Genomic DNA, 23,893 nt, shown 5'->3' with positions numbered 1-23,893 from the left:
CGAAATGCTTTAAGCTCTTTAAATCTTACTCAAAAGCCTTGTAACCAACGTTGCAAGGCTTTTTTATTTTAGTCTCCGAAATGGCTGCTTTGGCGGTTACGTTCCTGAAGCACAGCTACTTTGTAGGCGGCAAGCTCGCGGTTAGAAAGCATAATCCGATATACTTCGAGGTCGCGGTTAAGTTGTGTTTCTTTTTCCATGTACCTAAAAAAATACTTGACCACGTCGCGCATTTCGTCTTTTATATAATAAAAAATCCATTGGTCTGTCCGACGCGAATGCAGCAAACCCGCATTTTTCAGGTACAGCAAATGCCGAGAAGTTTTGGTTTGGGTAAAATCCAGCACCAATTCCAAATCAGCAATACACATCTGTTGGTTGTGGTAGAGCTGAAACAAAATGCGTACACGCGCCTCATCGCTCAGGGCTTTGAACAGTTGCGTGCTAAACGTTAAGCTGAAATTCTTGATTTTCATTGGATTACAAATTTGAAAGCCTAAAACCCATGCTGCGCAAATCGTCCCAAAAACGCGGATATGATTTAGCCACCACGCCAATATCTTCGATACGAACGGCTTGGCGCAAAGCCACAGGCGCGAAAGCCATTGCCATTCGGTGATCGTCGTAGGTGTGAATCAGTGGCAAATGTGGCGGAGCTTGCCATTTGCCCACCAAACCAAATACCGAAGGGCTTGTTTCCGTTAATTTTACCCCAAAAGTTTCTAACTCCTGTTGCAACGCCTTGATGCGGTCGGTTTCTTTGATGCGCAAACTCTGCAAACCCGTAAACGAAATTGGGTAGCCTTTGGCCGCAGCCAGCACCACAACGGTTTGCGCCAAATCTGGGCAATCCGTAAAATCCCAAGTCATCGTGGCCAAATCCGTTGGCTCATGGGTTTTGATAAGTCTTGCGCCGTCGGCCTCAAAATACGTCTGTACGCCCAACTCCTGCATAAACGTAACTATTTGGCTATCACCTTGCAACGAATTAGCTTTTAGGCCTTTCAATAAAATATTGGCTTGCTGCGCAAATGCCGCCATGCTGTACCAGTAGCTCGCGCCCGACCAGTCGGACTCTACCGCAAAAGCAGTGTTTTCGTTATAGCGACCCGCAGGAATCCGAATAACTTGGTTTTCGACAATTAGTTTTATACCGAAATGGCTCATCAAATCCAGCGTCATTTGGATATACGGCCACGAACCTACCGCACCCGTCAGTTCGATAGTCAGTCCGTCGGGGAGCAGCGGTGCCACCATCGCCAAGGCCGAAATGTACTGACTACTTACATTACCCACGATTTGGATTTTATTTTTACCAGAATACTGGAAATCAGTAATTTGTATTGGCGGAAAGCCTTCGGCGGCTTTGTATTCGATTTGTGCACCCAACACACGCAACGCGTCCACGAGTATCCCGATGGGGCGTTGGCACATTCGCTCTGTGCCTGTCAGTTGTTTGTGCAAACCTTGCAGTGCGGCGTAAGCCGTCAGAAAACGCATGGTAGTTCCCGCGTCCAGCACGTCCCAAACGGGCGCGTCGGTATCGGCCAAAAGTCGCTGAAGCGTTTGGGTGTCGCGGGCTTCCGACAAATTCTGTAAAGTAGATTTGAAACCAGCTAAAGCATTGATTATTAAAGCTCTATTACTTTCACTTTTGGAAGAAGGCAATTGTACCGTTCCCGTCAGGTTTTTGTAAAGCGAAGGTTCTGTTTGTAATAAGGATGATTTCATTCGTCAGAAAAAAGGAAAATAAAACGCTTTTGCCCGCAAGCAGAAAGCAATGTTATGTTGTGTTGCGGCCATGCCACCGCGAAAGATATGTTTTGTTTGCTTTTACCCAAAATCTTTGGCGCGAAAATAACAAACCTGCTCATCGCTACATTTTTTATAAAAACTTGATTATGAAGCTAAATTTGTTACAAGCCTTGTGCGCGTTATTTACGCTTTTTTTTGCATTTAAAGGGATTGGGCGTTACATTTGCAATAATTAAACTCATTCTAAATAAGCATAAAAGCTATGAGCAAAGACGCAGCCCTTTTAGAAGACATCACCAATTCTGAATATAAATATGGTTTTGTAACGAACATCGAAGCCGACGAAGCTCCCAAAGGCCTCAACGAAGATATAGTTCGTTTCATTTCTGCCAAAAAAAATGAACCAGAATGGATGCTCGAATGGCGTTTGAAGGCGTTTCGTATGTGGCAAGGCATGACCGCGCCCACATGGCCAAACGTACAGTATCCGCCAATTGACTATCAAGACATTAAATATTATTCTGCCCCAAAACAGAAAAAACAAATCAATTCTTTGGACGAAATAGACCCCGAACTTCGCGCAACTTTCGAGAAGTTGGGTATTTCGCTCGACGAACAAAAACGCCTTACAGGTGTGGCCGTTGATGCCGTTATCGACAGCGTTTCGATTGCTACCACTTTCAAATCTAAGTTGGCCGAATTGGGTATTATTTTCTGTTCTATCAGCGAAGCGGTACACAATCACCCTGATTTGGTGAAAAAATATATCGGTTCGGTAGTGCCTATCACCGACAACTATTTTGCGGCTCTCAACTCGGCGGTTTTCTCCGACGGGTCGTTTGTATATATCCCGAAAGGCGTACGTTGCCCGATGGAACTTTCCACTTATTTCCGTATCAATGCCGCCGAAACTGGCCAATTTGAACGCACATTACTCATCGCCGACGAAGGCAGTTATGTGAGTTATTTGGAAGGTTGTACCGCACCAATGCGCGACGAAAACCAATTGCACGCCGCTGTGGTTGAGTTAGTTACGCACGAAAAAGCAGAAATTAAATATTCGACCGTGCAAAACTGGTACCCTGGCGACAAGAACGGAAAAGGCGGGATTTATAACTTCGTAACCAAACGCGGCATTTGCTTGGGCGACCATTCCAAAATTTCTTGGACGCAAGTAGAAACGGGTTCGGCCATTACATGGAAATATCCGTCGGTTATCCTGAAAGGCGATTATAGCATCGGCGAATTTTATTCGGTAGCCGTAACCAACAATATGCAGCAAGCCGACACAGGTACGAAAATGATTCACATCGGCAAAAACACCAAAAGCCGCATCGTATCAAAAGGTATTTCGGCAGGAAAAAGCCAAAATTCTTACAGAGGCTTGGTGCAAGTGATGAAGCGTGCTGAAAATGCGCGTAACTTCTCGCAATGCGATTCGTTGTTGTTGGGCGACAAATGCGGTGCGCACACGTTCCCGTACTTGGAAGTTGGCAACCGCAGTGCTAAAGTGGAGCACGAGGCTACTACGTCCAAAATCGGCGAAGACCAAATTTTCTATTGCAACCAACGCGGCATCAGCACAGAGCAAGCCGTGGCTTTGATTGTAAATGGTTTTGCCAAAGAAGTAATGAACCAGTTGCCAATGGAGTTTGCGGTAGAAGCCCAAAAACTGTTGGCCGTGAGCTTAGAAGGAAGCGTAGGTTAATCCCTCCTATCAGATACAAACAATGGCCTACGCAACTCATGTAGGCCATTTTGTTTACATAGATTTCATTTTCTTAGATGAAAAATCAAATCCACGTAACGATTCACTTAGCAATAAAATTCGACAACTAAAATGTTAAAAATAAATAACTTACAAGCCAAAATTGGCGATAAACAGATTCTGAAAGGAATCAATTTGGAGGTAAAAGCAGGAGAAGTACACGCCATCATGGGGCCAAACGGTTCGGGCAAAAGTACCTTAGCTTCGGTGTTGGCAGGTCGCGAAGACTACGAAATTACGGGCGGAAGTGTGGAGTTTTTGGGTAAAGATTTGCTCGAAATGCCAGCCGAAGACCGCGCACGCGAAGGCGTATTTTTGGCGTTCCAGTACCCCGTAGAAATACCAGGTGTCAGCACAACCAATTTCCTGAAAGCTGCCGTAAACGAAGTGCGCAAATATCGCGGACTTGAGCCGTTGGATGCCGTTTCGTTTTTGGGTATGATGAAAGAAAAAATGAAGTTGGTGGAAATCAGCCAATCACTTTTGAGCCGCTCACTGAACGAAGGTTTTTCGGGTGGTGAGAAAAAACGTAACGAAGTGTTCCAAATGGCCATGCTTGAGCCGCGCCTTTCGATTCTGGACGAAACAGATTCGGGTCTGGACATTGACGCGTTGCGCATCGTGGCCAACGGTGTAAATGCACTCAAAACACCGCAAACGGCTTCTATCGTGGTAACACACTACCAACGTTTGTTGGATTATATCGTTCCTGATTTCGTGCATGTGTTGTACAATGGCCGTATCGTGAAGTCGGGCGGAAAAGAGTTAGCACTCGAACTCGAAGAAAAAGGCTATGACTGGATTAAAGCCGAAGCCGATTCGTTAGTGTAGTTTTTTGTGCCAACTGTCTATTTTTTCAATCCATGAAAACAACAACGGATAACACCGATTTGAAAAATAATTTGCTTGCCAGTTTTGAGCAACAAGCTCAAAATCAGGCTACTTATATTATTCAGAAACAAGCCATCGAAAATTTTGAGCGTTTGGGTTTGCCCACCACCAAGCACGAGGAATGGAAATATACCAACCTTGCCAGCACCCTCAAAAATTCGTTTGCAGTAGCGGCCACCAGCGACGTGGAAGCCGTGCCAAACTTGCCTTTTGACCTCGAAGCCAACGTATTGGTTTTTATCAATGGCGTGTTTTCGTCGGCAGCCTCACAAGTGATTGCGCCCGAAACAGATTTAGTGATTTTGCCGATGCAAGAAGCATTTGCGCAATATCCAGACCTCGTAACAACGCATTTTGCGCGTCACGCCGACAGCGAAAAAGAGGCTTTTACAGCTCTTAACACTGCTTTTGCGAGCAATGCACTTTTTGTGCACGTGCCTAAAAACAAAGTGTTGGCTCAGCCTGTCGTATTTTATTATTTGGTAGATGCCACGCAAGAAAACGTACTGGTTCAGCCGCGTTCTTTGGTCGTTTTGGGTGAAAACAGCCAATCCAAATGGATTGAAATCGGCCTTACGGCTGGCGAAAACCACGTGTTGAGCAATGGCGTAACCGAAATCGTGGCAAGCGAAAGAGCTTTGGTAGAATGGTATCAGATGCAATTGGAAGGCCGCGTGAGCATTAACACGACGGCGGTTTCTATTGCCACTGGCGCGAATTTTTCGGCACTGACCGTAACGGCCAACGGCCAAATTACCCGCAACAATTTGCAACTTTTGCTTAATGGTCCACATTGCGAAGGCCACATGTACGGTTTGTATTTGGGGAAAGGTAAAAGCCTGATAGACAACCACACGGTTGCCGACCACCGTTTCCCGAACTGCGAGAGCAACGAACTTTATAAAGGCGTTTTGAGCGACCGCGCAACGGGCGTTTTTAATGGTAAAATTTTTGTAAAACCCGACGCGCAAAAAACAAATGCGTTTCAGTCGAACCGAAATATTTTGCTTTCCGACGATGCCAACGCTTACACCAAGCCGCAATTAGAAATTTTTGCCGACGACGTAAAATGTTCGCATGGTGCCACTGTCGGGACATTGGACGAAGAGCCGCTATTTTATTTGCGTGCGCGTGGCCTAAGCGAAGACACGGCTCGCGCCTTGTTGCTTCATGCCTTTGCTGCCGACGTTTTGGAAAAAATCTCGATTCCAGAACTGAAAGAATACGCCGACCAACAACTTGAAAAGTGGCTTAACGGCTAAAAATATTCGATAGTAAACAAACAAAACCCCCGCAGAGTTGTATCAGCTCTGCGGGGGTTTTGTTTGGAATGTATTTTACTGATTATCAAACAATAAAATTGTTGCAATAGAGTTTAGATGTTAGTTTAATTCAAACCTAAAACAAAGAAATATGATAAAAAAAACAATAATTCTAAGCGGACTGCTCTTATGCCTGCTTCAGATGGCTTATGCTCAATCGGCTGACTTATTTTTAAAGGAGCAGTTAACATCGCCCAATTTCAAAGCAGATTTGGAAGATATAGAATCAAACTTCAACAGCAGTAATTATGTGTTTGAGGGAATAGTATTATCCAATGAAACAAAATTCAAACCAGATAAAATATCAAAATGGCAGGTAGTCCAATTACAAGTAATCAAAACATTTAAAGGGGGGCTACAAGTAGGAGATAAAATAGAGTTTTTTTCACCACCATGTGTTATTTATATTAACGAGATAAGTGGAAAAAAAATTTTTATGCCAAGCTATTCCCACGGAACCCAAATTGTTGGAAATAAAGGGGCTCGTTATTATATTTTTGCTAATAAAAGTTCTTCTCCTATAGAAGCAAAATGTTTTTATAAAGATAGTAAAGGCACACCAATTACAGACTATACAGAATGGCCCGTTATTCCTGGTGATATAAGAGACAGTTCTTTTGTTGATATTCCGTATATATCGCTCAAACCTAAAACAAAAGCACTTGATTTTATACTTCAAACAATTGTAAAAACAGGAAAAGCACCAATAATGGTAGCACCTAAGCAAGATCTTATATTGATACGATAAAAAGACAAAGAAGAGTTTCTAAATAAATAAAAACCCCCGCAAAGCTAAAACTCTGCGGGGGTTTTTACTTTATAATGTATTTTATTAAAAATTAGTCTGTTACAGATTCTACGACTTTTTGCGCTTTCTCGAAGTCGAACAACAAGCTAAAACGCAAGGTCTCGGCCAATGGGCTGTTTTGTGCCACAGGAACAAGGTACGCAAAATCCACGCCAAAACGTTGGTAACGAAGGCCTAAACCTGCCGTGAAATATTTACGATTACCTTTTTCTTTAGCTTCGTGGAAATAGCCGCCACGCAACGCAAAAAGTTTGTCGTACCAATATTCTACACCTGCCCCAATCATTACTTCTTGCAACTCTTCTTTGCCGCCACCTGGAGCATCCGTAAACGACCCCATCGCGCCACTAATAAAACTCTTATCATTCAGATTTTTGGACGAGTCTGGAGAAGGCACCATGAGTTTGCTCAAATCCAAAGAAAACGTAATGGTATTGTAGGCATCAAGCGTAGAAGTAAGACTACCGCCCAAACGCAAAGTAGTTGGGATAAAGTCGCGGCGGTTGTTGTCCGAATACGACACTTTAGGGCCAAAATTGGTGATAGAGCCTGCCAAATTCATTTGTGCAGGGCGGCCATTCAAGTTTATTTCTTTCGTATAAAAAGCCGACAAGTCCACGGCTACGGTATTGGCGGGGCGAATTGAGCTACCGTTATAGTTGCCGTTGCCTGCTAAATTGGAGTGTATAAATTTAGGTGCTACACCCACACCAAATGTTTTGCTCAATTGGCGCGAATATGCTGCCGAAATTGCATATTCATTAGAATTGACATCGCCTAACGGGTTGTTACTTTCGTCTGTTAGGTGAAGTGCGCCCAAGCTGAAATAAGTCATCGAAATGCCAATAGCATCTTCTTTGCGTAATTTTTTGTAGCCACTCAAATACGAAACAAACAAATCATTCATATTTAAGTATTTGAGCCAAGGCGTATAAGAAACTGCTGCCCCAAAATCTTGTGTATTAAAGGCTAATTTGCCTGTGTTCCAATACATTGCATTGGCATCAGCCGAAAGAGCTGATCCCGCCTCACCCATACCGCCAGCACGCGAGTCAGGCGTAATTGTCAAGAATGGTACTGCTGTTGTAATAGTCTTTGTTTCGTTTTGTGCAACCGTTGCACTATAAGTGGAGAGTAGTAAGGCCGACGAGAAAAGGCAACCCAAAACTGATTTATTTGACATATACATTTTATGAAAAAATTGAGGCTACAAATATAGGTAATATTGCTTACTAACGAATAGATATGCAAATAGTTGTTTGTATCGTAATAATTTTTTACAACCACCAAACACGCTATTTTTAAAGAGGCATAGATAGAAAATTTATCGGACTAAAACTAATTTGTCGGTTTTATGCGCCGATTTTCCGTCGCTGGTGCTCACCTTCAGGCGATACACATACATACCCGACCGCAGTTTTGAGCCATTGTCTGTGTCGCCATTCCAACGCAACTGCGAACTAAGTCCCACACGCGCATCGCTTGCTACAAGAGTGGTCTCCAAATGTTTTACTTTTTGCCCTATCACATCAAATATTTCTACACTTACCGTCAGGTCTTGGCCTGCTTTGTTGTGCGTAAACCCAAAATTAGTAAAGTCAGTAAACGGGTTTGGATAGCTAAACAGCTCGTCTATTACCAAATTTGGCGAACTAGTTACGACAAAGTGAATGACAGATTCCGCTGAATTGTTATGCGTATCCCAAGCCTTAAAACGTGCCGTGTGCGTACCGTCCGAAAGATTTGAAAGCGGATAACGCACATATCCTTTTTGGTAAGTACCTGCTACCGTTTGATAATAATCATTGACAATGAGCAAATTATTATCATCTCCATCTATCACCAATGTCATTTCGTGCCCAATGCCTTTGGTAGAAACATTGATGCCATTGTCGTCGGTGAGCTTGGCCAAAAACAAAGGATTGGCATCTGTAATACCGCCATTCACAAATGTAGTATCGTTCATAAACAATTCTACGACAGGTGGATTTTCGTCTGTAATAGCCTCGGCACTACCGCCAATGGTCAGGCCTGCCGCTGCCCCAGTCGCATCTGTCATACTGCTATCTTGCTTGGCATAAAAACTCATTTTCCCATCACCAAAATTATAACTAATGTCTTTGGGTGCTATAAACTCTAAAGAAAACGCGCCATTTTTCACGTGGGCTTCTCCTTTAAAAATAATGTCGCGTCGTACCTTGTAGGTGATAGGTGTACTAATGCCATCATATCCGTTCATGGTCGTTGGCTGGTCGTACACGGTACAATAAATTGTTCCGTTAAAGTTATTCATTTTCGTACCAAGGCTCTGCACTTCTCCTTCTATCGTAACTTTTTCCAAGCCACTAATGGTGTCGCTAGTCGTAGTGGTAAGCTGCTTGCCGTTAATGCTTGTAATGACAATATCTTCTGACGGATAAGCCAAACGCGCCGACGGGTCAGACATTAACACATAACTCTTGTTATAGAGTCCTGCCATACTGTTGTTTTTGGTCGTGCGCATCACATCGCCCAAACGCTGGTATTTGCCTTCTATTTTTTGAAGAATAGTAGCATAAAAAGCATTGTTAAAAGACTCATTAGAACTTGAAAACACAGGCCTACTCGCCCCGATAATACCAATACCGCCACCGTTGGGGTGCAGTACAATAGACTCTCCGCCTGAGGTAATGGCAGGGTTGTCGTGTGCCACAAAATCGCAGGTTGCCGTGATAAAAAATGGCATATTGTCTGGATTGTTCCACGCGTTGATTTGGTCGAGCGTCAAGATGTAAGAGTTAGCCCACTGCAATTCACCACCATGCCCTAAATAACTGACTATCAAAGAACCACGCTCTACTGCTTCGTTGATGGCGGCTGCCGTAGCTGGAGAGCGTTGGCCAGAAGGAGTAGCCACCGTTGGATAACTCGTCTGATATACCTTCATCAGATTGTAAGCAGGCTTAGACGTTTCGATAGGTTGCTCCACGCCTTCGGCTTGTTGTAAAAAGTTGATATTCGCGGCTTTGTCTTGTTCGGCCACAAAAGCCAATCGCGTGCGCCACGTTCCCAAACTTTTCTTATTGGTGGCATAGCTAATAAACTTATCTACCATGGCTTTGGCTTCCGTCTGCGACCTAACAGGCAAACGACCAACACCCAAATCCATTCTTTCGTTGCTGGCATCTGTCCAAGTGCCTTCCGTAGAATCCATGAGGCCAATAAAATCGTCCGAGCAAAAAGTATTGTACAATTGCGCAATAGAACTGTTGGACTGATAGGTTGGGACAAAATTAGTTTTGTTAATCGTGCGTCCTTTGTAGTCAAAAGAGCAATCTCCAAACAGCAAGACATACTTGAGTTTGTCCGAATCATTCAGATACAACATTCTCACAAAGTCCCGCAAGGCCACCAAATCCTGCGCCCCAGACGAAAACTCATTGTATATCGCTGTGGTAGTGGCTACTTGTACGTCCAAACCGTCATTACTATTTCTGAAAGCGGCCAAGCGTTGCGCTTCACTCAAAAAAACGGGGGGTGTAATAATCACCAAATCAGGCGTAGTATAGGAATGTAAATTTTGATTGGCGATACGCCCCACCCAAGTAGGTGCAGGAATAGAGGCATTTTTATTAAATACCACAAACTCCCGCAACAAGCCTTCATTATTTACGGCAAATAACAACGAATCTCCATTCGCTGCATATTCTTGGCCGACAGCTGTTTGAGGACTGGTAATATCCCAAATCACTGAGCCTGAAGCCGCCTTTAAAGCATAAGTAAGCACGCCATTACTTCCCAGTGTGCTTGCCCGACGGAAGGCGGTTTGTTCGCCATACAAAGCCAGTTTGCGAGGCATATTTACTTCTATGTAATTCAAATACCCAATGGCGGAGCTGTTGCCATTTTTATTGTAAGAAAGCTTTACGGCTACATTATCCGAACCGTCGGGCAAATTCAATGTATAAATACCTGTTGCATCTACGCCATAAACAGGATAATCGCTATTGGCAAATCCTGATAAGTTCAGAAGGCTGCTTTGATTCGACCCGTTAATATTCACCGTAAATGAAGTCGGAACATTCAACGAATGCGCCATCGTTGCTACACGCACTTTGGCCGAACGCGTACCATCTATACCTGAGGCAGAAAAACTAAAATCGCGCTGCGTTGTGAGGTCAAAATTTTCGCCGTACCAAACACGCCCCGTGTTATACGGATTATATTTATCCTGCTCGTAAATCTGATAATCGTCAAAACTGTTAATGTGCGAAGTTCCCAGCGTTTCGGTTGCTCGCGGCTGCACGCGCAAACCTTCCGTCTCCGACACCGTCAGAAAATAATAAGCCGTATCCGCATAGAAATTATTTTCGCGCATAAAAATCTTATTAGCAGAATTATACGCCCAACGATAGGCATCTTGCGCATAGAACAACACGTAATCACCAGAATCAAAAGAGCCATCCTCCTGCCCTACTACCACGATGGCATTTTCCGTCAGGTCGTTGGCACGTGCCGCCGCGTTAGATTGCGGCAACAAACCGCCTCCGTTGCCATAGATTTTAATTTTGCGAGGGTCAAGACTTCCCACATTAAAACCCATATTGGCCAGCATACTGCGGTCTATTTTGTAAAGTCCTTTTTGCGTAATACCCAACTTATGCCACGTTCCCGACGACAATACCGAATTGCTTTGCGCTAAGGTTTTGGCGGTTTTATAGCTTGCTTTTTTGGTTGGAATAACGGTTGTTTTCAGCTCAAAGCGCACGAGTTTTTCGAGCTTGTGCGTGGTGGTATTACGGCGCAGCGGCACAATGCGAACATCTGTTTTATGTTGGCCGCGTTCTATGCCTACGGCGTAACTAATCGCTGGCTCAGAAGTAATAAATGCCGTATCCGAACTTGCTTTTTCTGCCGTCGAAAGTGGCGCGTAAACCGCTTTTTGAAGCGTTGCAGCCTGTATTTTTCCGTTGAGCGTAATGCTTTTTTGGGGTAAATATTGGTTTTCGGGCAAATTAACGCTGTTTTCAAACGTAAGCGCAGGAGCTAATGTAGCCGTTTCCACACGCGGCACAGCACGCGCACTTTCCCAACGAAGTTCGTAAACTGTTTGGGCATTAACTTGTCCAAAAAACAAGCCCAAAGCCAACAAACAGAAATACATTTTTTGGCGCGAAAAACTTATCATGGTCAATAAGTTGAGCATATCTTTAAAGGTTATTTTGACGAGGTAAACTATCTTGCAAGCACAACGATTCGTTGTACCTACAAATTGTTTTGTTATTTGAGTAATTCGTGTTTGCGAAGGCGGCGGTTAATGACGGGGTACGAAAGCACCGACACCAAAATAATCATCGTACCGATATAAAAGCCCGATGTCATTTTCTCTTTTTCTCCAAAAATAAGAAAAGCCAAGATAATTCCGTACACAGGTTCTAAGTTGATTGTCAGGTTCATAGCAAAAGCCGAAAACTTTTGCATCAGCTTCACGGCTGCCGCGTAGGCATACACCGTACAAATGCCGCCCAAAATCAGGATACAAACCCAATCCGTCGCCGTCGGGACAAGCTGTAAAATTTGGTTTTCAGCAAAAAAGTAAGCGTAAGCAGGCAAAAACAACACAATCCCCAGCAGCGCACCCGCCATCTCATAAAACGTAATCACCAAAGAGTTATGATGTTTGGTAAAATTACCGTTCAAGATACTGAATATCGTGGCAAAAAGTGCCGACACAATGCCCATCGCCAAACCAATCGCTTTATCAAATTCATAATAAAAAATCACGTATAGCCCAGCCATTACCACCACGCCGATAATGAGTTCGAACCACAAAAATTTTCGTTTGGTAATCAGCGGTTCGAGCAAACTCGTCCACAACGAACTCGTAGAAATACCCGCCAAACACGTGGACACGTTCGACACACGCGCCGCACCAAAAAACAAAATCCAGTGAATGGCTATCAGCACGCCAGCGGCCATCATTTGCAACATCGCTTTGCGCGGCAACTGAAACGAAACTTTGCGCAAAACCAACACCAAAGGCATGAGCAGACAAGCGGTAAGAGTTCTATAAAAAGTCAATTCTACACTCGGAATACTGACTAACGCGCCCAAAATGGACGTAAATCCCCAAATCAATACTAAAAAATGCAAGTGCAAATAATCTTTGGGGCTGGCCTGTTGGTGTGGCATAACGACAACTAAAATAATAAGTTAGGGTTGGTAAAAATCAATTTGCGAAAGTAGGCAGGATTTAGCGGATAAAAAACTGCTCCCTGAGCCACCGCCCACCTATATACAGTGTAGCGACCAATGAAAGTTCATATCTCTTCTGTATAACAAGAGTTCTCCGACCCGCAACTTCTGCAAAAGTCCTCCCCTTGGAGAGGATTTAGATGGGGTTTTAATATTTCCCACCTGCAATTCCTGTTATCCGACCCGCAACTTCTGTTAAAGTCCTCCCCAAGGGGAGGATTTAGGAGGGGTTTTAATATTTCCCATCTGCGATTCCTGTTATCCGACCCGCAACTTCTGCAAAAGCCCTCCCCTTGGGGAGGATTTAGGAGGGGTTTTAATATTTCCCACCTGCAATTCCTGTTATCCTACTTGCGACTTCTGTTAAAGTCCTCCCCTTGGGGAGGATTTAGGAGGGGTTTGAATATTCTGCTCCTGCAATTCCTGTTAAAGTCTTCCCCTTGGAGAGGATTTAGATGGGGTTTTAATATTTCCCACCTGCAATTCCTGTTATCCGACCCGCAACTTCTGCAAAAGTCCTCCCCAAGGGGAGGATTTAGGAGGGGTTTTAATATTTCCCACCTGTAATTCCTGTTATCCGACCCGCAACTTCTGTTAAAGTCCTCCCCTTGGGGAAGATTTAGATGGGGTTTTAATATTTCCCATCTGCGATTCCTGTTATCCTCCCTGCGACTTCTGTTCAAGTCCTCCCCCTTGGGGAGGATTTAGGAGGGGTTTTAATATTTCCCATCTGCGATTCCTGTTATTGCTTTGTGGATTCCTGTTATTGCTTTGTGGATTTCTATTATTGCTTTGTGGATTCCTGTTATTGCTTTGTGGATTCCTGTTATTCAACCCGCGACTTCTGTTATCCGACCCGCAATTCCTGTTATCCTCCCTGCGACTTCTGTTCAAGTCCTCCCCCTTGGGGAGGATTTAGGAGGGGTTTTTGAAACACAGGATTTAGGAGGGGTTTAAATATCCAAGCCTCGCAATTCCTACACAACAAACATTGTATCACGAATCTTTGCCCCTATTCCGATTTGATACGAAACCTTATATCTTTGTCGCGAGTTTTGAGGAATTTATCCCTACCCAGTAACAGCGATTAACTCGCTTACATCTATGATTAGAATCGGTATTTTCTTTGGGGGACAATCGCGCGAGCGCGAAATCTCCTTTGCGGGTGGCCGCACTGTATATGACAACCTCAACAAAGATTTGTTTGAGGCCGTACCTGTTTTTGTGGACAGTTTGGGCAATTTTATTTTGCTCAATTGGGAGTTTATCTACAAAGGCACGATTCGGGATTTCTATCCACCTGCCAGCGTACTGGACATCAAAAATGCAGAATTTCAAATTTATATAGAGTCTTTGGGCGAAATGAGCCGCACAGAGCAAGACCAACTCATTAGCCAAGTGGGTTGCCGCCTCAACCCCGACGAGTTCGGTAGCCTTTTCGATTTTGCTTTCTTGGCTTTGCATGGCCCTTACGGCGAAGATGGCAACATTCAGGGCATTTTGGAATGGTACGGAATCCCGTACTCAGGTTCGGGTATTTTGCCTTCGGCTATCGGCATCAACAAACTTATTCAAAAAGATTTGATGACCCAAACGGGCTTCAAACGCCCGCAAAGCCTAACACTTTCCAAAGATAAATGGCTACAAACCACCGACGTAAATACGTTGCTGATTGAGGCCAGTGCCATTGTTGGATTTCCTTTTGTCATCAAAGCACCGTGCCAAGGTTCGTCTATTGGCGTAACGGTTTTGCAAGAAAAAAACGCCCAAGCCTTCACCGATGCCATCAACAAAAGCTTCTTTTTGCAACACATTGAGCGCAGCCAATGGCAAACCCTTTCGCGTGAGCAAAAAGTAAACTTTATCCGTACCCTTACCGACATTCGGGAAGGTATCGGAATGCCCGTAACCGTGCGCGGCGGCGTGTTCGACAACCATGTCATTTATAGCCCAAGCGAACTATTAGCCTTTTTGGATAATGAAAATTATGGCGCGTCTTTGCTCTTAGAAAGCACCGACAGCGAAGAAATGATTATTATGGAAGGCTTCATTGAAGGCCGCGAGTTTTCGTGTATCGTGGTGCAAGACGAATACGGCCAAGCCATCGCCTTACCGCCAACCGAGATTGTCAAACGCCAAACGCTTTTCGATTATCGTTCCAAATACTTGCCAGGCATGAGCCGCAAGATTACACCTATCAATATCCAAACGCCTTACATTCAGCGCATCAAAGAAGAATGTATTGAGCTTTTTAATAAATTACAATTCAGTGTTTACGCACGCATCGACGGCTTTATTAACGAAGCAGGGGACGTGTTCCTCAACGACCCCAACACTACGTCTGGAATGTTGCCATCGTCGTTCTTTTTCCATCAGGCTGCCGAAATCGGCCTGAATCCGTCGCAGTTCCTGACTTATATTATTCGCACTTCGTTGGCGGAGCGTATTCGTACAGGCAAAAAAGTAGCGGTTTTCAAACAAGTTTTGAACAAATTGGATAGTGCTTTAGAACATTTGCACAACAACCCAACCGCCAAAACGCGCGTGGCCATTATCATGGGCGGATTTTCTTCGGAAAGACATATTTCAGTAGAAAGTGGCCGTAACATTTACGAAAAATTGGCTTCTTCGGGCAAATATGAACCCGTTCCCGTATTCCTGACGGGCAGCGAACAAAAGCATGAACTTTATGTAATGCCAATTAATATCATGCTCAAAGACAATGCCGACGACATTCGCGAGAAAGTAAAAAGCAAAGACAAACCGCATGAAGCGTTGGTACAGATTCGCGAGGAAGCCCAAAACATTACGGGCAAATACGTGTCCAACCACATCAGCAAAGCCGAAGAAATTACCTATAAAAAGTTAGCAACCTTAGTAGATGAAGTGTTCATTGCGCTGCATGGCCGCCCAGGGGAAGACGGAGCTGTACAGCAACAACTCGAAAAAGTAGGTTTGCCTTACAACGGTTCGGGCGTGGGCAGTTCGCAAATCACCATCAACAAATACGAAACCAACGAGATTTTGGCGCAACACGGCATCTTGGTAGCGCAACACACGTTGGTACACGAAACCGCGTGGCAAGCCGACACCGCCGCAGAAGTGGCGCGTCTGGAAAAAACATTCCAGTACCCATTTATCGCTAAGCCAGCCGATGACGGTTGCAGTTCGGCGGTGAAAAAAATTAAAAATCGTGCAGAATTGGAAGCCTTCGCCGCTTTGATGTTCCGCAAAATAGAAGGATTGGAATCGTCGGTGGCGCAAGTGCTAAACCTTCGCCCCAATGAGGAATTTCCACAAAAACGTTATTTCATGGTTGAAACGCTGATTTCGGCCAATGGCGCAGCACATTTCTTAGAAATTACGGGCGGAATGCTTACGCACAACCGCAACGGCGAGCGTGTGTACGAGGTTTTCGAGCCTTCGGAAACACTTGCTTCGGGCGAAGTGCTTTCTTTGGAAGAAAAATTCTTAGCAGGTGAAGGCCAAAACATTACGCCTGCACGTTTCCACAAAGACGCTGCCGCACAACAAAAAGTTTCGGCGCAAGTGCGTGCCGAGCTGGAGCGCGTGGCCAAGATTCTGAACGTAGAAGGCTATTGCCGCATAGATGCGTTTGTACGTGTGTACGACGATTTACGCGCCGAAACCATCATTATCGAAATCAATTCGCTGCCCGGCATGACACCAGCCACTTGTATTTTCCATCAATGCGCCATCAACGGCTACAAGCCTTACCAGTTCATTGACAAAATATTGGAATACGGCAAAAGTAAAGCAGGCGCAGTGGCCTAAAAGCAAATTTTTTTCGGAAGAAAAGTGTTTGCAAAAAAGACAGAAACCAAGTCTCACACATTGTTATTATCCCACAATAAAAAGATAAACAACAGTGTGTGAGCTTGTAAGTTTAGTACGGAGTAAAGGTTTTTTCTTTTATTTTTACCCAAAGCAAAACATTTAAAAACTATGTATCAAAGCTTTCAGACGATGCCCGACCACGCCCGCGTATGGGTGTATCAGGCCAACAGAGCGTTTACGGCTACAGAGCTACAAACTATAAATCAATTACTTACCGACTTCGCGAACACTTGGGACAGCCATGGCAAAGGCATTTTGGCTTCTTTCAGTATAGAACATAATCAATTTATTATCATTAGTGCCGACGAAACCGTAACGGCGGCTTCGGGCTGTTCGATAGACAAATCGGTGGGTGCTATTCGCGAAATTGAAAAGCAAACAGGCGTAACATTGCTTGACCGCAGCCAAGTGGCATACCTGCACAACGACCAAGTACAAACGGTAAGTTTGGCGGGGTTAAAGCAAAAAATTGCAGAAGGCGCAGTACAACCCGACACTGTTTTATTTGATAATACTTGTGTCAGTTTGGGGGTTTGGCGTAATTCTTGGCGCAATGCGGCTAAAAATACGTGGGCAAAACGTTTTTTTGATACCGTTAGTGTGTAAAAAGTTCAAAATTCATAGGACTTTTTTCTTTTTTTAATTAGATTGCAGCCCTTAATGGAAAAACCCAATACCTATCTTATAATTGTGATGAACAACCTATCTTTTTTAAAATGTTTGGCTTTAGCTGCTCTGTTGGGTAGCTGTGCCTCGCCAGCTCAGAAATACGCGAAAAAAGGTGATAAGTCATTCAAAAAAGGCGAATACGCAAAAGCCGTTGAATACTATCAACAAGCACTCGCCAAAAATGGCAATGCTGGTTATTTGAACAATCAGATTGCCGAAAGCTACTGGCAATCAAATAAAGTGGCTGATGCTGAACCATTTTACAAAGCAGCTATTGACGCTGGCGTAAAAGCGGATTCAGTGCTTTTCCACTACGGTTATGCCCTCAAATCGAAAGGCAAATACGAGGAAGCGAAAAACGCATTTAGCCAATACGCCCAAAATGGTACAAAACCAGCTTTGGTAGAAAGAGCAAAACGCGAAGTAGCCAACTACGGAAAAGTAGAAGAAATTTTGCGCAAGCAGCCTGTTTACGCTGTACAAAACGTGGATAGCCTTAACACTTCTGCTGCAGAATATGGCCCATCACTCCAAAACGGTGAATTGTATTTTACCTCATCACGTGGCGCAAGCAAAATGTATGCTGGCACAGGAACAGGTTTTACAGATATTTATAAATTAAAATTTGATGGCTTAGGCAAAAACAGCGGAACTGTTACGCCATTAGACAAAGCGATCAACGACCCAAGCGTACACGACGCAAGTGCCACTATCTCACGCGACGGCAAAACAATGGTGTTTGCTCGTAGTAATGATGGTAGTAAAAAAGGTTTGCGCGAAGTAAACTTGTTCGTTTCGCGTTACAAAGACGGCAAATGGACAGATGCTGAGCCTTTGACAGAAATCAACAAGCCAGATGCTTGGACTTCGTCCCCAGCTTTCTCACCAGATGGCAAATCGCTTTACTTCGCTTCTAACCGCGAAGGCGGTAAAGGTGGCGTGGATTTGTACCGCGCACAATTGGATGCTAATGGCCGTTGGTCGAAAATCACAAACTTAGGCGACCAAATCAATACTTCGGGTGACGAATTGTTCCCGTATGTATCGGAAGATGGTAAACTATATTTCTCTTCAGACGGATTGCCAGGTTTGGGTAATTTGGACGTTTTCGTAGCGACGCGCGACAAAGACAAGAAAACAACGGTAGAAAACTTAGGTGCACCTATCAACTCTACTGGCGACGATTTCGGTATTACATTCCGCAGCCCATTGGATGGTTATTTCTCTTCTAATCGTGAAGGCGGCAAAGGCGATGACGATATTTACGCATTCTCTGATATTAAATCTATCGTGAAAAATGTAAGTTTCGTATTGGCTGGTACTGCCGTAGAGAAAAACGATAAAGGCGAAGAAGTAGTCGTTTCGAATGCTAAAGTAGCTCTTACAGACAACGACGGCAAAACATTGGCTGAAGTTACAACTGGCGCAGATGGCAAATTCTCTTTCCCATTAGACCGCTCACGTAACTATAACCTTCTTACTGAGAAGCCAGAGTATTTTACTAAACGTGATGCAATCACTACTATTGGTAAACAACCTGCTCAAGAAGAATTGCGCCGCGATACGACCGTTACACTTGACGCAAAAGTGTTGATGGACAAAATCAAAGTGGATAAAGAAATCGTGTTGAATAACATTTATTACGATTTCAACAAAGCAGATATTCGTGACGATGCCAAACCAGAACTTGACGTGTTGGTACAGTTGTTGAAAGACAATCCGAACGTAAGTATCGAGTTGAGCTCACACACCGATGACCGTGGTGACCACAAATTCAACCAAAACTTGTCGCAAAAACGTGCTGAATCGGCGGTGGCTTACATCGTTTCTAATGGCGTAGAAGCTACACGTATTACAGCTAAAGGTTATGGTGAAACTCACCCTCTTATCGAAAATGCTGCTACAGAAGAAGATTATCAGAAAAACCGTCGTACAGAGTTTAAAGTAACAAAGGTTGCAAAAGCAGCAGAAACACCTGCTACTCCTGCTCCAACGACACCACCAGCAGAAGAGAAAAAATAATCTTGTTGGTTACGTTTTTCGTAGCATAAACTCATATCGGGCGGCCTTGCTTTGCAAGGCCGCCCGATTGCTTTTCGTTGAAACCCAAATCTTTCGGGATTATTTCTTGCAATTGCCCCACAGAACTACGATTATTGCCATTTGTGCAAAGTGCCCGCCGCGCTATGCACCAGAAATCTGTTATTGCAAAAATCAAATTATAAAAATAGAATGTCGCGCCATATCGCTATACTCGGCTCTACGGGGTCTATCGGAACACAAGCCTTAGACGTGGTTCGGGCCAATTCCGAAGCCTTTATCGTAGAAGTTCTTACCGCTCAAAACAACGCGGATTTGCTTATTAATCAGGCAGTTGAGTTTCAGCCCAACGCCGTCGTAATTGCCAACGAAGACCTTTATTCCAAAGTACAATCGGCTTTAGCCGCTTATCCCATCAAAGTGTACGCAGGCTCAAACGCTGTGGCTTCGGTAGTGGAAATGGAACAAATAGACATGGTGCTTACCGCCTTGGTCGGTTACGCAGGTTTGCAACCAACCTTACGCGCCATCGAAGCAGGCAAACACATTGCTTTGGCCAACAAAGAAACGTTGGTAGTGGCGGGTGAATTGGTTACGGCTTTGGCTGCCGAAAAAGGCGTAAACCTCTATCCCGTTGATTCTGAACACTCTGCAATATTTCAATGTTTGGTCGGTGAATTTCATAATCCTATCGAAAAAATAATCCTGACAGCTTCGGGCGGCCCGTTCAGAGGCAAAGACCGCGCTTTTTTGGAAACCGTAACTAAAGCCCAAGCCCTCAAACACCCAAATTGGAGCATGGGCGCAAAAATCACCATTGATTCGGCTACGCTCATGAACAAGGGGCTGGAAGTAATAGAGGCCAAATGGCTTTTTGACCTGACCGCCGAACAAATAGACGTGGTGGTTCACCCGCAATCTATCATTCACTCGCTGGTGCAGTTCACGGACGGAAGTTTAAAGGCTCAATTGGGTTTGCCAGATATGCGTTTGCCAATCCAATACGCATTGGGTTTCCCGCATCGCTTGCCCAACAATTTCCCGCGTTTTGATTTTAGTCAATACGGTTCGCTTACTTTCGAGCAGCCCGATACGGAAACTTTCCAAAATCTCAAAATTGCGTTTAAGGCCTTGGCACAAGGCGGCAATATGCCTTGTATTATCAATGCGGCCAACGAAATAGCGGTAGCGGCGTTTCTGAAAGACGAAATTTCTTTCTTGGGAATTTCTGACCTTATTGCCGAAACCATGCAAAAAGCCGATTTTATTACCAAACCCACTTATCAGGATTATGTGGAAAGTGATGCGCAAGCGCGTCGCATTGCCGAAAGCCTGATACCTCAATTCAGATAATACACCTTCATAGATAACCATTTACAATCAAAAACATGAAAAATATTCTCTTGCTCGGTGCTGGGCGGTCGGCCTCTTCGCTTATCCGCTACCTGCACGCCAACGCCGCACAAGAACAGTGGAGCGTTACCGTTGCGGATGCTTCGTTGGATTTAGCGCAAGCTAAAACACAAGGACTTACAGGCGTTACGGCAGTAGCTTTTGATATAAACGATACGGAAACCTCCGAAAAACTCATCGCAGCCGCCGACTTGGTGATTTCGATGTTGCCCGCTTTTATTCACCCAAAAGCGGCAGTACTTTGCCTCAAACACCAAAAACATTTGATTACGGCCTCGTATGTAAGTGCTGAAATGAAAGGTTTTGAGGCAGAAGCCAAAGCTAAAAATTTGGTTTTTTTGAACGAATGCGGCTTAGACCCAGGTATTGACCACATGTCCGCCATGCAGGTAATCGACGAAATTCACGCCAAAGGCGGCAAAATGCTTTCGTTCAAATCGTATTGCGGCGGCTTGGTTGCTCCCGAATCCGATAACAATCCGTGGGGCTACAAATTTAGCTGGAATCCGCGCAACGTAATTTTGGCAGGACAAGGAACAGTAAAGTATCTCATTGATAATCAATATAAATATTTGCCATATCATCGCCTTTTTGCCGAAACCGAATGCGTAGAAATAGAAGGTTTTGGCAAATTTGATGCCTACGCCAACCGCGATTCGCTGTCGTACAGGCAGGTGTACGGGCTGGACAATATCCCGACGATTTTGCGCGGAACACTCCGCAAAGCTGGCTATTGCGAGGCTTGGAATATTTTTGTGCAATTGGGCATTACAGACGATTCTTATCTGATAGAAAATATCGCGGAAATGACTTACGCGGATTTTATCATGTCCTTTTTGCCAAAGAAAAACCCACAAACGCCACTTACCATGCACTTGGCCAGTGTGTTCCAGTGCATTAGCAGTGCCGAGATTATCCGCAAAATCAAATGGACGGGTATTCTGGACGAAACGCCAATCGGCCTGACGCAACCCGCCACACCTGCGCAAGTGTTACAACATTTATTGGAGCAAAAATGGAAACTCGAAGCAGGCGACAAAGACATGATTGTGATGCAACACCAATTCGAGTATGAGCAAAACGGCCAAACCAAACAAATCCACTCGTCGTTGGTAACTATCGGGCAAGACGAAACTTATACGGCAATGGCCGATACTGTTGGGCTACCGTTGGGCATTGCGGCCAAACTTATTTTGCAAGATAAAATAAAAGCACGTGGCGTACTTGTGCCTGTAAGTCAGGAATTTTACAAACCTATTTTGGCGGAACTGGCCAGTATGGGTATTGTGTTTCAGGAAAAAGAAATTCATTAAAAATACGAACTTGGGCGCAGGCAATTGCGCCCATTTTTATACCTTTACTATGTTGAGCATCAGGCAAGTATATGAGCAAAAAACTAATTCGTTTTGATTGGGCCGTGAAAAAGCTACTTCGCAACAAAACTAATTTTGTGGTGCTGGAAGGCTTTTTGTCGGAATTACTGTTTGAGGACATCAAAATCCAAAAGATTTTGGAAAGTGAAAGCAATCAGGAACACGACGAAGACAAATACAATCGCGTGGACATTTTGACCCAAAACAGTAAAAATGAATTGGTTATCATCGAAATACAAAATACTTATGAGATAGATTATTTTCATCGCATGATTTATGGCGTTTCCAAAGCCCTGACCGAAAATTTAAGTTTGGGACAGTCTTATTCTGAAATAAAGAAAATCATCTCGGTTAATATCGTGTATTTTGATTTGGGGCAAGGCCAAGATTATGTTTATCAGGGCACTACGAATTTTTTGGGCTTACATAAAAAAGATGTGTTACAACTTTCGGCCAAGCAAAAAGACACGTTTTCGCAGCAAAATGTAGCTGATATTTTCCCTGAATATTATATCATTAAAGTAAATCAGTTCAACGACGTGGCCAATGACACGCTGGACGAATGGGTTTATTTTCTGAAAAATAGCGAGGTAAAAGACGAGTTCAAGGCCAAAGGATTGGCCGAAGCCAAAGAAGCCTTAGACATCATGCGCCTCAACAAGGAGCAACAATACGGCTACAATCGCTATTTGGACTATTTGCACGTGAAAGCCAGCGAAGCCCTTTCGCTCAAAATAGAGGCCGAATACAAAATACGCCAAGACGAGAAATTCAAAAACTCAGTTGAGATTGCGAAAAACTTTATTGCAATGGGTTTAGACAATAGTTCTATTGCTCAAGGAACAGGCCTCACAGTTGAACAAATACAGCTATTGCGCCAACAACAAAGCTAATCTACATTTCCCCTTCCACGCCCAAACCGAACAGCGCGAAATCATACAACACAGGGTCTTGCGGGTTAAAAAGTCGCAATGAAGCTGTCAGTTCTTGTGCCGCTGCCCAGTCAGTAGCCTGCCTTTTGAGCAATCCCAAATTTCGCGCGACTCTGTCCACGTGTACATCGCACGGACAAACCAACTGGCTGGGGCTAATATTTTTCCATAAACCAAAATCTACGCCTTTGTCGTCGCGGCGCACAAGCCACCGCAAAAACATACAAAGCCGTTTACACGCCGACTTTCGCGCTGGCGTGGACACGTGTTTGCGCGTGCGTGCTGGTGCAAAATCCAGCGCAAAAAACTGTTGATGAAAACCGATTAAAGCTTTTTCGATGTCCGCGTCTGCGGGGCTAATATGCTGACTAAAAGCAGTTTCCAGTGATTCGTTTTTTCGGTAATAATCTTGAAAAAAAGCCAAGAAATAAAGCGTATCCGTGTCGTTGAAAGTACGATGTTTGAATTTTAAAAATGGTTTTAGGTCGCTTTCGGTGTGGTTGCGGACAAAATCGTAAGGCGCACCGTCCATGAACGCAATCAATTCCAACGATTTTTTGATAATAACAGGCCGCTGCCCCCACGCTAACATAGCCGCCCAAAACCCCATTATCTCAATGTCTTGCAAACGGCTGAAACGGTGCGGAATTGAAATAGGGTCGTTTTCGATAAACGCGGGACGGTTGTATTGTGCGGCTTTTTCGTCCAAAAAAACACGTAACTGTTCGGTGTTCATTTTTTTTTATAAAAAACTTTAATTAATAGCTTATTTTAAGGTATTATTATTTGTAATGTATTTTAAAAATATTTCTATAAAATGATTCAATAAT

General features: G+C 44.1%; 16 protein-coding genes. 10 read left to right on the top strand and 6 right to left on the bottom strand.

Annotation, left to right across the window (positions count from 1 at the left end; genetic code table 11):
- Positions 1–68: 68 nt before the first annotated feature.
- Together BM090_RS12005 and BM090_RS12000 are read right to left on the bottom strand one after the other, a co-directional pair.
- Positions 69–476 carry an ArsR/SmtB family transcription factor gene (locus tag BM090_RS12005; protein WP_091513126.1) on the bottom strand — a complete coding sequence of 136 codons (408 nt, stop codon included), beginning with the start codon at positions 474–476 and terminating at the stop codon, positions 69–71.
- Between the two features lie 4 nt (positions 477–480).
- On the bottom strand, positions 481–1,731 hold the full coding sequence (locus BM090_RS12000) for a 3-phosphoshikimate 1-carboxyvinyltransferase (RefSeq protein WP_091513123.1): 1,251 nt from the start codon (positions 1,729–1,731) through the stop codon (positions 481–483).
- A gap of 286 nt (positions 1,732–2,017) precedes the next feature.
- Here BM090_RS12000 and sufB point away from each other — a divergent pair, with 286 nt between their 5' ends.
- The 4 genes from sufB (at position 2,018) to BM090_RS11975 (ending at position 6,484) form a co-directional block, all read left to right on the top strand.
- Positions 2,018–3,463 (top strand): Fe-S cluster assembly protein SufB, encoded by a 1,446-nt coding sequence (gene sufB / locus BM090_RS11990; protein WP_091513116.1) that lies wholly within the window; start codon positions 2,018–2,020, stop codon positions 3,461–3,463.
- A gap of 132 nt (positions 3,464–3,595) precedes the next feature.
- Positions 3,596–4,354 carry a Fe-S cluster assembly ATPase SufC gene (gene sufC / locus BM090_RS11985; protein WP_091513113.1) on the top strand — a complete coding sequence of 253 codons (759 nt, stop codon included), beginning with the start codon at positions 3,596–3,598 and terminating at the stop codon, positions 4,352–4,354.
- 32 nt (positions 4,355–4,386) lie between these two features.
- Positions 4,387–5,676: a Fe-S cluster assembly protein SufD gene (gene sufD, locus BM090_RS11980; protein WP_091513109.1), complete on the top strand. Its 1,290-nt coding sequence runs from the start codon at positions 4,387–4,389 to the stop codon at positions 5,674–5,676.
- A 151-nt stretch (positions 5,677–5,827) separates the two neighbouring features.
- Positions 5,828–6,484, top strand: a complete 657-nt coding sequence (locus BM090_RS11975) for a hypothetical protein (protein WP_091513106.1) — start codon at positions 5,828–5,830, stop codon at positions 6,482–6,484.
- Positions 6,485–6,575: 91 nt separating this feature from the next.
- Here BM090_RS11975 and porV read toward each other — a convergent pair whose 3' ends face one another.
- The 3 genes from porV to BM090_RS11960 form a co-directional block, all read right to left on the bottom strand.
- Positions 6,576–7,727, bottom strand: a complete 1,152-nt coding sequence (gene porV, locus BM090_RS11970; RefSeq protein ID WP_245756722.1) for a type IX secretion system outer membrane channel protein PorV — start codon at positions 7,725–7,727, stop codon at positions 6,576–6,578.
- A 141-nt stretch (positions 7,728–7,868) separates the two neighbouring features.
- On the bottom strand, positions 7,869–11,729 hold the full coding sequence (gene porU, locus BM090_RS11965; RefSeq protein WP_091513098.1) for a type IX secretion system sortase PorU: 3,861 nt from the start codon (positions 11,727–11,729) through the stop codon (positions 7,869–7,871).
- 74 nt (positions 11,730–11,803) lie between these two features.
- Complete coding sequence (locus tag BM090_RS11960) at positions 11,804–12,715, bottom strand: DMT family transporter (RefSeq protein WP_091513095.1); 912 nt, start codon at positions 12,713–12,715, stop codon at positions 11,804–11,806.
- Between the two features lie 1,167 nt (positions 12,716–13,882).
- Between BM090_RS11960 and BM090_RS11950 the strand changes: the two genes are divergently transcribed.
- From BM090_RS11950 to BM090_RS11925, 6 genes are all read left to right on the top strand, one after another.
- Complete coding sequence (locus BM090_RS11950; RefSeq protein WP_091513093.1) at positions 13,883–16,573, top strand: D-alanine--D-alanine ligase family protein; 2,691 nt, start codon at positions 13,883–13,885, stop codon at positions 16,571–16,573.
- A gap of 171 nt (positions 16,574–16,744) precedes the next feature.
- Positions 16,745–17,242: a hypothetical protein gene (locus tag BM090_RS11945; RefSeq protein ID WP_091513092.1), complete on the top strand. Its 498-nt coding sequence runs from the start codon at positions 16,745–16,747 to the stop codon at positions 17,240–17,242.
- A gap of 114 nt (positions 17,243–17,356) precedes the next feature.
- Positions 17,357–19,327 carry a CHU_0125 family OmpA-like outer membrane integrity protein gene (locus BM090_RS11940; RefSeq protein ID WP_221405395.1) on the top strand — a complete coding sequence of 657 codons (1,971 nt, stop codon included), beginning with the start codon at positions 17,357–17,359 and terminating at the stop codon, positions 19,325–19,327.
- Positions 19,328–19,537: 210 nt separating this feature from the next.
- Positions 19,538–20,698, top strand: a complete 1,161-nt coding sequence (locus BM090_RS11935) for a 1-deoxy-D-xylulose-5-phosphate reductoisomerase (protein WP_091513090.1) — start codon at positions 19,538–19,540, stop codon at positions 20,696–20,698.
- 35 nt (positions 20,699–20,733) lie between these two features.
- Positions 20,734–22,071, top strand: a complete 1,338-nt coding sequence (locus tag BM090_RS11930) for a saccharopine dehydrogenase C-terminal domain-containing protein (protein WP_091513089.1) — start codon at positions 20,734–20,736, stop codon at positions 22,069–22,071.
- 71 nt (positions 22,072–22,142) lie between these two features.
- Positions 22,143–23,024 (top strand): Rpn family recombination-promoting nuclease/putative transposase, encoded by an 882-nt coding sequence (locus BM090_RS11925; RefSeq protein WP_091513085.1) that lies wholly within the window; start codon positions 22,143–22,145, stop codon positions 23,022–23,024.
- A 1-nt stretch (position 23,025) separates the two neighbouring features.
- Here BM090_RS11925 and BM090_RS11920 read toward each other — a convergent pair whose 3' ends face one another.
- On the bottom strand, positions 23,026–23,799 hold the full coding sequence (locus BM090_RS11920; protein WP_091513080.1) for a TIGR02757 family protein: 774 nt from the start codon (positions 23,797–23,799) through the stop codon (positions 23,026–23,028).
- Positions 23,800–23,893 lie beyond the last annotated feature (94 nt).

Origin of the sequence: Flexibacter flexilis DSM 6793 (genome assembly GCF_900112255.1) — a bacterium.
GTDB lineage: Bacteria > Bacteroidota > Bacteroidia > Cytophagales > Flexibacteraceae > Flexibacter > Flexibacter flexilis.
The sequence above is the reverse complement of the archived record's forward strand: the minus strand, read 5'-3'. Positions and strand labels throughout refer to the sequence as shown.